General features: G+C 51.6%; 15 protein-coding genes. 9 read left to right on the forward strand and 6 right to left on the reverse strand.

Annotated features, from left to right (window positions below; translation table 11 throughout):
• Nucleotides 1-73 precede the first annotated feature (73 nt).
• Complete coding sequence (locus BWI76_RS12620) at nt 74-1054, forward strand: NAD(P)H-dependent flavin oxidoreductase (RefSeq protein ID WP_004139226.1); 981 nt, start codon at nt 74-76, stop codon at nt 1052-1054.
• 102 nt (nt 1055-1156) lie between these two features.
• On the opposite strand, the gene BWI76_RS12625 is transcribed toward BWI76_RS12620, so the two are convergent.
• The gene (locus BWI76_RS12625; RefSeq protein WP_004139224.1) at nt 1157-2086 is read right to left on the reverse strand and encodes an aromatic alcohol reductase; all 930 of its coding nucleotides are present in this window, start codon (nt 2084-2086) and stop codon (nt 1157-1159) included.
• Nucleotides 2087-2226: 140 nt separating this feature from the next.
• On the opposite strand from BWI76_RS12625, the gene BWI76_RS12630 reads away from it, so the two are divergent.
• From BWI76_RS12630 to BWI76_RS12650, 5 genes are all read left to right on the forward strand, one after another.
• Nucleotides 2227-3132 (forward strand): LysR family transcriptional regulator, encoded by a 906-nt coding sequence (locus BWI76_RS12630; RefSeq protein ID WP_004139221.1) that lies wholly within the window; start codon nt 2227-2229, stop codon nt 3130-3132.
• Between the two features lie 690 nt (nt 3133-3822).
• Nucleotides 3823-4011: a cold-shock protein gene (locus BWI76_RS12635; RefSeq protein WP_071830654.1), complete on the forward strand. Its 189-nt coding sequence runs from the start codon at nt 3823-3825 to the stop codon at nt 4009-4011.
• Between the two features lie 216 nt (nt 4012-4227).
• Complete coding sequence (locus BWI76_RS12640) at nt 4228-4857, forward strand: winged helix-turn-helix transcriptional regulator (RefSeq protein ID WP_004139219.1); 630 nt, start codon at nt 4228-4230, stop codon at nt 4855-4857.
• A 125-nt stretch (nt 4858-4982) separates the two neighbouring features.
• The gene (locus BWI76_RS12645) at nt 4983-5564 is read left to right on the forward strand and encodes an outer membrane beta-barrel protein (protein WP_024358371.1); all 582 of its coding nucleotides are present in this window, start codon (nt 4983-4985) and stop codon (nt 5562-5564) included.
• A 199-nt stretch (nt 5565-5763) separates the two neighbouring features.
• Complete coding sequence (locus BWI76_RS12650) at nt 5764-6327, forward strand: YagU family protein (RefSeq protein ID WP_024358370.1); 564 nt, start codon at nt 5764-5766, stop codon at nt 6325-6327.
• Between the two features lie 56 nt (nt 6328-6383).
• Here the strand turns inward: BWI76_RS12650 and BWI76_RS12655 are convergent, their stop codons facing one another.
• From BWI76_RS12655 to BWI76_RS12665, 3 genes are all read right to left on the reverse strand, one after another.
• The gene (locus BWI76_RS12655; RefSeq protein WP_024358369.1) at nt 6384-6686 is read right to left on the reverse strand and encodes a PTS sugar transporter subunit IIB; all 303 of its coding nucleotides are present in this window, start codon (nt 6684-6686) and stop codon (nt 6384-6386) included.
• A gap of 177 nt (nt 6687-6863) precedes the next feature.
• Complete coding sequence (locus tag BWI76_RS12660; RefSeq protein WP_004139207.1) at nt 6864-7055, reverse strand: hypothetical protein; 192 nt, start codon at nt 7053-7055, stop codon at nt 6864-6866.
• A 154-nt stretch (nt 7056-7209) separates the two neighbouring features.
• Nucleotides 7210-7404: a hypothetical protein gene (locus BWI76_RS12665; protein ID WP_004139205.1), complete on the reverse strand. Its 195-nt coding sequence runs from the start codon at nt 7402-7404 to the stop codon at nt 7210-7212.
• A gap of 275 nt (nt 7405-7679) precedes the next feature.
• Between BWI76_RS12665 and umuD the strand changes: the two genes are divergently transcribed.
• Both umuD and umuC read left to right on the forward strand, forming a co-directional pair.
• On the forward strand, nt 7680-8102 hold the full coding sequence (umuD, locus tag BWI76_RS12670) for a translesion error-prone DNA polymerase V autoproteolytic subunit (protein ID WP_004139203.1): 423 nt from the start codon (nt 7680-7682) through the stop codon (nt 8100-8102).
• Nucleotides 8102-9367 carry a translesion error-prone DNA polymerase V subunit UmuC gene (gene umuC / locus BWI76_RS12675; RefSeq protein ID WP_004139201.1) on the forward strand — a complete coding sequence of 422 codons (1266 nt, stop codon included), beginning with the start codon at nt 8102-8104 and terminating at the stop codon, nt 9365-9367. The genes umuD and umuC overlap by 1 nt, the downstream gene beginning before the upstream one ends.
• A 47-nt stretch (nt 9368-9414) precedes the next feature.
• Here the strand turns inward: umuC and BWI76_RS12680 are convergent, their stop codons facing one another.
• Nucleotides 9415-10533: an oxidoreductase gene (locus BWI76_RS12680; protein WP_162685324.1), complete on the reverse strand. Its 1119-nt coding sequence runs from the start codon at nt 10531-10533 to the stop codon at nt 9415-9417.
• Nucleotides 10499-11242 carry a DeoR/GlpR family DNA-binding transcription regulator gene (locus BWI76_RS12685; RefSeq protein WP_004139198.1) on the reverse strand — a complete coding sequence of 248 codons (744 nt, stop codon included), beginning with the start codon at nt 11240-11242 and terminating at the stop codon, nt 10499-10501. Before BWI76_RS12685 ends, BWI76_RS12680 begins: the two co-directional genes overlap by 35 nt.
• 619 nt (nt 11243-11861) lie before the next feature.
• On the opposite strand from BWI76_RS12685, the gene BWI76_RS12690 reads away from it, so the two are divergent.
• Nucleotides 11862-12470, forward strand: coding sequence for a helix-turn-helix transcriptional regulator (locus BWI76_RS12690; RefSeq protein ID WP_064342565.1), 609 nt, complete (start codon nt 11862-11864; stop codon nt 12468-12470).
• The last annotated feature ends 191 nt before the right edge of the window (nt 12471-12661 follow it).

The raw sequence follows: 12661 nt of genomic DNA on the forward strand, positions 1-12661 counted from the left end.
AATGTAACGGCCTACACTCCTTCCACGAAGAAAATGAACCGCGCCATAGCGCTATTGTGAAGGATATTGCACCATGAAAAATAACCGTATCTGTCAGATCCTGAATATAGAAAAACCGGTGATTCAGGGGCCGCTATCGTGGCTGACCGATGCCCGTTTAGTCGCCGCCGTCAGCAATGCCGGCGGGCTTGGCGTGCTGGGGCCCAATGCCGGTTTAACCGCTGAGACCGCGGTTTCCACGCCGGAAGAAACCGCTGAAAAAATGCGCGAAGAGATCCGCAAAACCAAACGGCTGACCGAAAAGCCTTTCGGCGTGAACCTGATCCCAACGCCTGAAAATGATATCTGGACCCCGCCTATTCTGCAGGTGATAAAAGAAGAGGGCGTCAGGGCCGTGGTGTATACCGGTTACGGCGAAGGGGCGCTCATACCGGCGCTGTTCAACGAATTAAAAGAGGCGGGTATTGCTGTTATTTACCGTGATATCAATCCGACGCCTGAAAATACCCGCCTTGCTGAAGCCGCTGGCGCCGATATCATCGTCGCGACCGGCTTTGATGAAGGAGGGACATTGCCGGGCACCGCGCTGGGAACCTTTTCAATTGTGCCGCTGATTGCCGATGCGGTGAAGCGCATTCCGGTGATGGCCGCGGGCGGTATTACCGACCATCGTACCGCCAGAGCAGCGCACGCGCTCGGCGCGGAAGGGATATTTGCCGGTTCGGTTTTTATCGCGACGGAAGAAAGCAGAGTGCCAGCCTCGGTCAAAAATAGAATTATTGCCGCCAATGGCCTTGATTTGCGGCTTTTCCGCACGCTGCCGCATTACTATCGCTCGCTGCCGGGCAGGCTGGCCGAAAAACTGGTGTCGATGGATAAAGCCGGCGCCAGCCGCGAGGCGCTCGGCGAAGCCATGGGGGGATTACGCGGTTTGCGTATCGGCATGCTGGAAGGCAACGCTGATGAAGGCTATATCTCGCTCGGCACGGGGATCGGCAACATCCACAGCGTCAAAAGCGTAGCAGAAGTGGTCGATGCCTTAACCGTGGACTGAGAGCGGGGCAAAAGAGCCTCGCTCGCACTTAATACTATGAGGATGGCTTATGTGCTGATGATAGCCATTCTCATCGCAAGATGTCCTGTGAAAGAAAATGGGTTAAATAACGCTTCTAAGCCAGGATTCAATATCCTGGGTTGGAATATTATTTTGTACATTCCAGGTTTCACTCATCGGCCACCACATCCCATCTCCGCGTGCGAAGGCGACGCGATAGCGAAGCATCCGATCGTCCGGCTTCATACGCAGCTGTTCCAGTAGCGTGGGCAGGGTAAATACCTGCCGGGTAAAGGTTCGCTTTGTTACGCGCTCAACGGTGTCCGCCAGTTTTCCATAAGAGGTCGTTTCTCCGGCGACAAAGACCACTTCATTGATTAATCGGGGTTCAAACAAATAAATGGCGGTGGTCAGGCGGCCAATATCCGCAGGTGACGTCACGGTGATTTGCGTATCCCATCTCCCGAGCGCATTGAGGGTATTTTGGGATAAATTGACCACATCGAACGCCGGCTCGAAAAGAAAACTGGTAAACATGCCGGTTGAAATAATCACCCATTCCGTGGCGGTCTGAGCGCGTAATAACGTTCTGACGTCATACTGCTCGTCCCACACGGGTTGGCCGCTACCTTTTCCGACCGCATCGTAATTCACCCCAAATTGCCAGGGAAAATAGCGTTTCACCCTGGCCTCCAGCGCCGCCCGGGTAATTTTTATCTGCGTACCCGCCCCAGCGACAAATCCCATACAGTTGATGATGGTAGCAAAATTCGCAAAGAGGTCTTTTAGCGAGGCTGGCGTACTGGATGCAACGTCGACGGCGATAAATTCCGCCCCCCTGTCGGCCAGTTTTTGATGAGCCGCGGAGCGCAGTTTTCCCCGCGCATCCCACGAGCCGGGCGACACGATAACGCTGATAGCGCCATTCCGTTGAATGACCGCCGGCACCAGCGAGTCGAGCACGGCGGCCCCGAGTTGTCCCGATCCCAGCACTAATACTTTTTCATCTGTAGCGACATTATGCTCTTCCATTTTGACTCCTTATTCATTTAATCAAGGTATTACGAGCTTTGGGTGAAGCTTAGGCCGACGAGCCTGATTCGACAAGTACGCGGGGATAAGTTAGACTGTTCGTAGAAATGGAATAATCACGAGATGCCTTACGGGGAAAGATGGATAAGCTGGAATCAATGCAGGTCTATATGTGTGTGGTGGATACGCATAGTTTCGCCAGAGCGGCGGAGGCGCTTGGGCTGCCGCGCTCTACGGTGTCGCGGGTGATTAAGACGCTTGAAGCATACCTGGGGATTCAGCTTTTACAACGTACGACCCGCAAGCTTAGCGTTACGCCTGACGGCCGCCACTATTATGCCGAGTGCAAAAGGCTTCTGGCTGAGATCGCCACGCTGGAGTCCTCTTTCCCCGGGCGGTCCGCGCGGCCCAGAGGCCGTTTCAAAGTCGGCATGCCGCAGTCCCTTGCGCGGCAGAGTATTATCCCCAGGCTCCCGGCCTTTCTGCAGCAGCATCCTGGTCTGGAGCTGATACTTTGCTCAAGCGATAGCGTGGAGGACATCATTCAGGAAGGGTATGACTGCGCGATCCGCGCGGGCAGGATCGACGATTCAACGACCCTGGTTGCCCGGCCGCTCGCCAACTTTTCATGGCGGGTTCTGGCCTCTCCGGCCTATATTGCCGCTTATGGTCAGCCGGAAACGCTCGGTGATCTGGAAAGGCATCGCGCTGTTGGCTATCTGGATCACCGCACCGGCAGAACCATCGAGTGGTTTTTCACGCTTGCTGAGGAGGATTACGCGATCCGCATGAAAGAGACCCTGGTCGTCGATGATACGGACGCCTACATACAGGCCGCAATACAAGGACTTGGGTTAATCCGCGTCGCCAGCTATCTGGCCAGGCCGTACCTGCGCAGCGGCGAGCTGGTTGCCTGTCTGGATAACGTCTCTTGTGCTTTACCGCTTTCGCTGGTTTATCCGCAAAATAGGTACCTTCCTCCTGCGGTTCGCGCGTTTTATGCCTGGAGCAAAGTGGTTTTGCAGCAGGCGGCCGAGGAGGCCTAATTTCGCGGCATGGCTTTTTTATCTGCGCCCAGCCGGCGAGGGCCGCGGAAACGTCTTTATGCTATGACCATCCGTTCGCGGTAGCGCTGAAAATAAAGCTTGCTATCGATCGTCATCTATGTGATTAATAGCAGGTCGATTTACTACACAGATCCAGTAATAAACGGTTTAGTGAAGCAGTTCTCATCTCAAGCGTTATCCATAGATAATCCTTCTTTAGACTCTCCCTATCGTGATTAATTAAGCTCTGTGAAGCGAATAATTTTAAAGTTTTTTGAACCTGCGACAACGATGACGGTCTAAACCCGAGTAGACAGGTTCACAAACCGGCAAACGGCGATAGAGAAGGGGTAGGCCCGGAATCTTCCGTTTAGCGTGCAAAAGTGCATAAGAGATAGCGTTATCCCAATAGCACAAGATTATTTTATTGAAATCTACCGAACATTACGTGCCCTAGGGCAAACTAAGAAACGAACAACATTAAAAAATCGCTGGTGCAGTAATAGAATTCAGTCTGAAGTGCGCTTCAGAGGTATCTATAAGCAGTAATGACAATGATGTCATTGTTATTCTCAACCATTCAGAGCAGCGTTTTCACGCTGTTACAGAAAAGCCGGGAAGGCGTTTTCTGTGAAATATGGCTAAATGTCCCTGCGGTAGAGAATGTTGTAGCAAAAAGAGGCTAACATCATGATTGACCACATTCATTTCAGATGCCCATGCTGTCATGGGTCGCAGTACAGAACATCCACCTACGATGTTTCTGAAAAAAATCCGTTTGGCGCGAAATGCATTTTTTGTAAATCCGCGATGATTACATTCGATAATATCGCAGCGCATATTTCCAGAAACTCAGCATCGCTTGAGTTACGGAAGTAAGATCGGGCCCTCGAAAAGGGCCTTTGATATCTGAATCGTAAGTGTTATTACAATTTCGATCGGGCTGCCTGCGGGCAGCTTTTTAGTTTGTTTAAATTTAAATCAGGCCGGACTTTTCTTGTCTTTGCAGGTGTGAGTAAATGCGTAGTCACGCAATTCTTACGGAAATCTTGTTGCGTTCTATAATTTTTAAACCAGAACTAATCAGGTATTTCTATGCATATCCTACCGCCCGTCCGCCCGGAAGAGAGTATCCAGCGTTTAACGGCGCTCCTGACGCCAATAGCCGAAAAAATGATCGTCGTGCCGCGAAAACGTATGACCTGGACGCATAAAAATCAACCGCAGCTGTACCTTTTCCTCAACGGAGAGCTTTCTATCCTCAGAGCCTCGGACGGTCTGCTGATTGTCACGGTTTACCACCCGCATCTGTTTGGTATTGCCGAGATGATCCAGCCGGTACGCGGCCATCAGCTGCGGGCGGAAACCGAGTCGACAATACTGCGCGTTGATGCGCAAAAGGCGATGGAAACCTTTCGCCAGCATGGCGTCTGGGAAGATGTCGCCTCATTGTTGTCGTACCACACGGCTTATCTTTTCTATCGTGATGCATTAGTCGTCCAGCAGCGGACCTACGCCGTTATTCGCAACCATTTGCAGGAGATGGGGCAGCTTCCCGAAGAGACGCGGATGCGCATATCTATTCTGGATTATATTCAGGAGCGTACACACTTATCACGTAGCAGTGTATTAAACGTATTATCGGCGTTAAAAAGTGGTAACTATATTACGTTTAAACGCGGGGGGTATTTGATTGGCGTGAATAAATTACCCGAGCGGTTTTAAGTCTGGCGGGTTGTCCAAAATTAAATAAGAAAACGATTATCAGCGCGGCGTTAATATTTTATTGTAGGCCCACTTAATTTTTGACGATGACATTTATTCGACAACGGGTCGACAACGAGATGATTATGAAAAAGACGCTTATTACGTTAATTATTGCTCATGCTTTTACGGCGACGGCCGCTTTTGCTGCTGCGGAGACAGGAACCTGGTACGCGGGATCTAAATTTGGCTGGTCGCACTACGGCGATTCCAGCACCGATCGGCAAGTCGATGTTGACCGCGATAACGTCGGCGGCGGTGTGTTTACCGGCTATCAGATTAACCCCTGGCTGGCGGTTGAAGGTGGCTATGACTATTTAGGCAATATGGGCATCAATGGTCGCCATGGCGCATCCGGTTCGCAAATGAAAAGTCAGGGGCTACAGCTTTCGTTGAAGGCCAGCTATAGCCTGACCAGCGACTGGGATCTTTACGGCCGGGCAGGGCTGATGGGCTATCGCGCGGAATCCGATGTGAATGGAAAAAATCGATTTGATACCGGCGTGCGCCCGGTACTGGCTTTCGGTACCGAATATGCCTTTAATGACAGATGGTCGGGACGTCTGGAGTACCAGTGGGTCAACAATGTGGGTAACGAAAATCAAATTGGCGTGAGCAGCGACGTTAGCTCCATGATGGCGGGCATCAGTTACCGTTTTGGGCAATAAAAGCATCGTCCCGGAAGGAGCCTCCTTTGAATAAAAGGGGCTCTTTATCTGCTGGTAGTAGACCTATGGTCATAATGACAGTATATAATGGGTCGTCATGGCACCTGAGAAAAGTGTGATCGCGATCAATGTTGATAATCGCCAATGCCCTTAAATATGACACAGGGAAAATAAATGTAATAAATTAATGGTGATTTTTATGGCGATTAAGGATTTCTTTATACAAACAACACCAGCCCGACGTCGTTATGGCGTAGCGCTATTTGTCGGGGTGATTGCCGGAATTATGTCGGCGTTTGTTAAATGGGGGGCTGAAGTTCCATTACCGCCGCGTACTTTCTCCGGCGGCAGAGATGAGTTTAACCCGCCTTATCTTTTCTTACGCGACTATCTGGGAATTGACCCAACGCATACGGTATATACTTTCTCCGAACACATCATCAATCCGGTGATGGTCACACATATTATATTCTCGCTGGTGTTTGCCGTTGGTTATTGTGTCGTCGCGGAAGTCTTTCCGAAAGTGAAATTATGGCAGGGAGCATGGGCGGGGATTGTCGCCACCATCGCCGTTCACTGGATCTCATTTCCGCTACTGGGGCTGACGCCTTCTTTATTGAATATTCCTGCCGATGAGTATATTTCGGAATTGCTGGGGCATATTTTTTGGTTCTGGGCCATTGAGATGATTCGTCGCGATCTTCGTAACCGCATTACCCATGAACCTGACGCCGAAGTACCTCTTGACGCGCCGTTCAGATAATTCATCTCCAAAGAACCCGTGCTGTCGCGGGTTCTTTTGGCCGGGCAGCAAAGAGATTACAGCAGCGTATTCAGGGCGAAGTTAAGGATCTTCTCACCATCAAATGAGGCATAGGGCAAGCTTTCAATAACGGCAATGTCTTGTGGTGCATGCGGTGCGCGAGTGAACTGCTCGACCTTATACTGGATATGCGGGGCAACCAGCACGGCATCATAAGCCGGAGCGACGCTAAAGAAGTTTTCAACCCCAACGGCGCTGATTAATAAATCCAGTTGCCGATCGTCAGCAATTTTTTGCATTCTACGAGCAATAATCCCTGCCGTTTCGCCAAACAAACAGCATATTAATAGTTTTTTCACGGTTTAACCCTCGGTAAGATACCGCAGCTACATTATTCCTCCCTCGGCAACGAAAATGCGCGATGTATCAATATTCCAGGTTAATTTATGCGGATATTTTTATTCTGCTGGCGAGCATCACAGGCGCTAAAAACGAATGCCCCTGTGATGCTGTGAATGGCGGGGATAACGCTCAGGCTACTTTTTTTTACGTGAAATCAGGAAGCGATCGCCGGCTCGCGTAAGCTTCGCTCCATTCGTACAGTACTCGATAGCAAAATTAAAAAATTCATCAGAGTCGAGCTCGAAATCCAGTTCGAGTTTAATGGCGTCGCCGGACTGCAGAAGCTGCTTTGCCTGTTCCAGATTGCTGGCTTTAACTGTTCCCATCTCTTCACCTCGTTTTAGCGCTGGTGGCGTCCGGGCTTATCCTACAGGCTTTGTTTTACGATCGCGTGACACGGCTTTTTTGCGCTTTCTGCCGATCGCCCATCGTTACCATCGCTATGCGAATAAGCTGATAGCGATGGTATGGCGTACAATATCAGTCGACGTTATTGAAGTAGTCCCGCGCCGCCGCCTCAACGTTCTTTGCCTCAATGCCGGTTTTCTCGGTGATTGAGGCAATAAACGGCTTGAACTTCTCCGTCATCACGTGCCCTCCGTCCCAATGAGCGACATAAAAGTGGCACTGATAGCGATAAAAGTGGAGAGTTTTGTCTCCTAACGTGTAATACATATGAATCTCCGGTTCAGTATGTCGGGTGGACCACAACAGGCTATAAGCATAGTACGCATCAACGGATTCTATCCTCCTCCCAATTAGCGGAAATTTCCAGCATGCAGTACAAAACCATCTGTAATACGTACGGGGAAGGCGCCCTATGCAAACCCGGATGCAAAATTCAGCGCAACTTCAACGTCTTCGCATCAATCTCTGACGGGCGACTTGAAAAACTCGGATGAACTATTGATACTGTATATAAATACAGTATTATCACGGGTGAATCTAATATGATGTTTTATCAACCGGTTGAATGGCGAAAGATCGTGTCGATTCCGCTGTTTAGCGACCTTGTTCCCTGCGGCTTTCCCAGCCCCGCGCAGGATTACATTGAGAAGGGGATCGATCTCAATGAGCTTTGTATCAGCCATCCCGCGGCGACCTATTTTGTCATGGCGACGGGCACGTCAATGGTTGATGCCGGCATTTATGAAGGCACGCTGCTGGTGGTGGACCGCGGCCTGAAAGCGAAGCATGGTGATATCATCATCGCCTCCGTCGGCGGCGAGTACACGGTTAAACGCCTCTGTACGCACCCCATCATGCAACTCTTGCCGATGAATCCGGATTTTCCACCCATTGTGCTGCACAACGACGGTGAGGCGCTGGAGATTTTTGGTGTCGTTACTTTCAGTATCAACAGGCTCCGCTGATGTTTGCCCTGGTCGATGTGAATTCATTTTATGCCAGCTGTGAAACGGCCTTTCGCCCTGATTTACGCGGGCGTCCGGTGGTGGTGTTGAGCAACAACGATGGCTGCGTCATCGCCAGGAATCACGAGGCTAAACGGCTGGAGATTCCAATGGGCGCACCCTATTTCAAAGTGAAATCACAGTTTGAGCGCCATCAGGTGGCGGTGTTTAGCAGCAACTATGCCCTATATGGCGATATGTCCCGTCGGGTCATGACGATTCTCGAAGAGCTGGCCCCCGCGGTTTATCAATATTCTATTGATGAAGCGTTCGTGAATTTGACCGGGATCCATCGTTCTGAGGAGCTTGAGTCATTTGGTCGCCATGTGCGTAGTACATTACTCCAGTGTACCGGCCTGACGGTGGGGGTGGGGATCGGGCCGACGAAAACGCTGGCTAAGCTGGCTAATTATGCGGCCAAAAGGTGGCCAAAATTCGAGGGCGTGGTCGATCTCTCCTCACCGGTCAGGCAGAAAAAGCTGCTGGAGAAGGTGGTCGTCGGCGAGGTCTGGGGAGTAGGGCGCCGCATCGCGAAAAAGCTCAATGAGATGGGGATCAACACGGCGCTTCAGCTGGCCGAGACGCCCGCTTCGCTTATCCGAAAACATTTCAGCGTCGTGATGGAGCGCACCGTGCGGGAGCTGAGAGGCGAGCCCTGCCTTGAGCAGGAAGAGTATATGCCGACTAAACAGCAAATTATCTGCTCGCGTTCATTCAGTCAGAAGGTGAGCGAATACGAGTCGATGCGCGAAGCCGTATGCAGCCATGCGGTCCGTGCCGCCGAGAAGCTGCGCGCGGAGCATCAGTTCTGCCGCTATGTTTCCGTTTTTGTGAAGACCAGTCCGTTTGCGGGTAATGAAGTCTATTACGGCAATGATGCCGGCACGGAAATCCACATCCCGACCCAGGATAGCCGGGATATCATCGCGGCGGCGCTAAAATGCCTGGACGCCATCTGGCGAGAGGGATACCGATATCAAAAGTGCGGCGTGATGCTGGGCGATTTCTTTAGCCAGGGGGTGGCGCAGTTAGGCCTGTTTGACGACTATCGGCCGCGCGCGAATAGCGAACGGCTGATGACGGTTCTTGATTCTGTTAACCGACGTGAAAAAGGCCGGCTCTGGTTTGCCGGGCAGGGGATAGAGCGCAGCTGGGAGATGAAGCGGCAGATGCTGTCGCCAGCCTACACCACCCGGCTCAGCGATTTGCTGCGGGTGAAACTGTAGGCTGGCATTAAAGGGGGCGACAACCCCTCAGACATATTGCGCGGCGCTTATTGCAGACCCGCCAGTTCATCTGCGGTCAGCGCGAGCGTTTGCGTTGTACCGCTCTCGGCGGATTGCGCTGCCGCTTCCAGCACCGCCATCACGGCGAGCGCCTCTAATGGCGATACCGGATTGTTGATTTTGCCGGTCAGCGCGTCGCGGACGTGAATATAGTACTGGCGCTGATCGCCTCGTGGCGCGCTGATTTCACTGGCGCGCAGGTCTGCGTCAAACACCACCAGGCTATCGTCGTCCGCGCCCCAGCTTTCGCTGCCCGGAACCACGCCCGCCAGCAGTTGGCTCTCCTGCTGGTCAGCGCGTTGTTTGACGGCGCTGCCTTTATCGCCATGGACGGTAAAGCGCGATACGCCACCCGCGACCAGCATGCTGCAGTGCAAAATCACTTTGTGCTGCGGATAGTTCAGCACCACGTGCGCCCAGTCGTTGATCTCCGCGCCTTCACGCAGAGTGGCGATGTTTCCCTGCACCGACTGCGGCAGGCCGAACAGCTGCAGCGCCTGGTCGATCAGATGCGGGCCTAAATCAAACCACAGGCCGCTGCCCGGTACGTTCTGCTCCCGCCAGCGGACGCGTACTTCCGGGCGGAAGCGGTCAAAATGGGATTCAAAATGTTTCACGTTGCCGATGAGCCCCTGTTCGATAACCTGCTTCACTGCCAGATAATCGCTGTCCCAGCGGCGGTTATGGAACACCGACAGCACCCGCTGTTTCTCTTGCGCGAGCGCAATCAGTTCGCGGGCTTCCTGCATATCAAGAGTAAAGGGTTTGTCGACGACGACGTGCTTACCGGCGTTTAAGGCCAGACGGGCAAGCGGAGCATGGGTTGCGTTAGGAGAGGCGATGACCACCAGATCGATATCCGGATGCTGGATGGCCTCTTCAGGCGATGCGATGACGGTGACGTTTGGCAGGTCACGTTTCACTTTCTCTTCATCGCGCGAGGCGACAATCGCCAGATTCAGGCCGTCGACGGACTGGAGCAGCGGAGCATGAAAAGTTTTGCCGACGAAGCCGTAGCCAATCAGGGCAATATTAATGTTCTTACCGTTAGTCATAAGCATCTCCGCGTTCTTAAGCATCAGCGATAGTGAGTTGTATTGAGCCATTATCCTTCAGTTCTTCCCATGGCCGGTCAAGAAAGAGCTGATGGATGTCGGCGAGTCCGGCAACCAGCCAGGGCTCGCAGTGGTTGAGTTTCATATGATCGGCCACCAACCAATGTTCCGCGCTGGCCGCCAGCATGGCGCGCTTAACTTCGGCGTCCGCTTCCTGGCTGGCGCTGAGGCCGAGATCGGCATGGAGCGCGCAGGCGCCGAGAATAGCGATATCCGCCCGATAGCGTTCCAGCAGCGAAACCGTAGCGCTACCGGCAAACAGGCGCTGCTGCATATCCCATTTTCCCCCCAGCAAAATAAGCTGAATATCCGGACGCGCGCTGAAGTGCTGGGCGATATCCAAAGAGGTGGTGATAACCGTCATTGGGCCCTGTATTTGAGCGGCGACGGCCAACACGGTACTCCCCGCGTCAAGGAACAGCGTGGATCCGCTGGGGATTTTCTCCGCCACCATTTTACCTAAGCGCTGCTTGATATCCGGTAGCAGCGTATTCCTGTTCTGGCGATTCATGATGGAGAGATTGAGCGCGATAGCGCCGCCGTGGTTTTTCTGGGCCAGCCCCTGTTTCTCGAGGTCGCTGAGATCGCGGCGCAGCGTATCTGCAGAAACTTGCAGGTTATCGACCAGCTCACTGATCGTGACCTGGCCTTTTTCGCTAAGAATATCAATTAGATATTTCTGTCTGGCCGTTTTGTGCATAATCTAAACCCGCAAAATGCTGCAATAAATCGCATAATACAGCATTTTGCGCAAAAAGAAATGCGCCGAACGTGATGCCCCACAGAAGGTGACGTTTTGTTGAATGCTTTCGCGGGATGGTTTGTCACTCTCCCATTTCCCCGCCGGGGAGTCCGCCCCTCTGCCAGCCAATAACCGTTGAGAGGAGCAACAAGGCAAGCTATGAATAGTCTAAAATGACACCGAAAAATAACTTGAGTTAATGAGTGTGTTTAGATGAAAATTCACTTCAGCCATAATAGCGTGGGTTTTTACGATGCTTGATCGTAAGCCAGCCTTAGTGGCGACGCTCCGGCGAGCATAAATATATCCATGTGAATGATATAACGTTTTTGCAATATCTCTTTTTTAGTCAAGGCGAGGGAGGGTAATCCACAACGGGGCGGGTCGATTTTAATTAGCCGGGGCTGATTCGCCGCGCCAGAACGCTATTTCTGCTTAAATTTCGTGGGGCGCCAGTTCTCAGGTCGAAAAATAATGTTTATTTATATCGTGTTTTGTAAATCGACGATAGCGGTACTTTGCGTATCGTTAGCTGTCTGGATAATACTTGATTTACTTTCTTCAGCAGGCTAAGTCGATGTTGAATATCGTCATTAAAAATAATAATCAGTTTTTTAATTTAGGATTGCACTTTATATTACAGGGCCTCTTCCCGGAGTACGCATTATCTACGCAATGTGCCGCATCGCTTAATCAACGGATCGTGCAGGATGCTGATGTGGTCGTGCTGGATTTATGTCGCGGAGCAGAATTCGTATGTCATCCCGAGTTGTTAAATCGGAAACCGGGATTGCTGATTGGTTTGGTTGCCAGGCAAAATCGACGGGGAAGAGCCGCTTTGCCGCTCTGTCTGAAAGAGATCGTCTTTGTTGGGCGCGATGAGAAAATCTCTCAGGTTATGGCGAAAATTAAACTCTCATGGATTCTGCCCCCACCGTCAGCGGAAGAAAAATCGGTGTTGCGATGCGAGCGTTGCCCGCAGAGGAAACTATCCCCACAGCAGCGAATTATCGCGGCGGCAATCTATCAGGGGTTAACGGTGAACGCGATTGCCCGAAAACTTTCGCTTTGCAATAAAACGGTTTTTGCACACAAGCGCCAGATTATGTCTAAATTTCATCTACGCAACGATTTAGACCTGCTGCTATTGCTGCGCTATCTGAATAGCGCTAAAGGTCACGGTTAAACTTGCAAAGCGGCAATATCACTCTATTCTTATTTTGCTTACTAAAATGGAGGAAAAAAGTATGTGTACCCATTTGCATGACAACGCTCGTCAATACGCAGAAGAGAAAAAATGAACGGCTCCTGCTAGCCTGCCTTCCCGTCAGCCCAGCGTCTGGCGGCGGCTAATAATGCAGGTTAGACACAGTATTG

Source organism: Klebsiella sp. M5al (genome assembly GCF_002090195.1).
GTDB classification, from domain to species: domain Bacteria; phylum Pseudomonadota; class Gammaproteobacteria; order Enterobacterales; family Enterobacteriaceae; genus Klebsiella; species Klebsiella grimontii.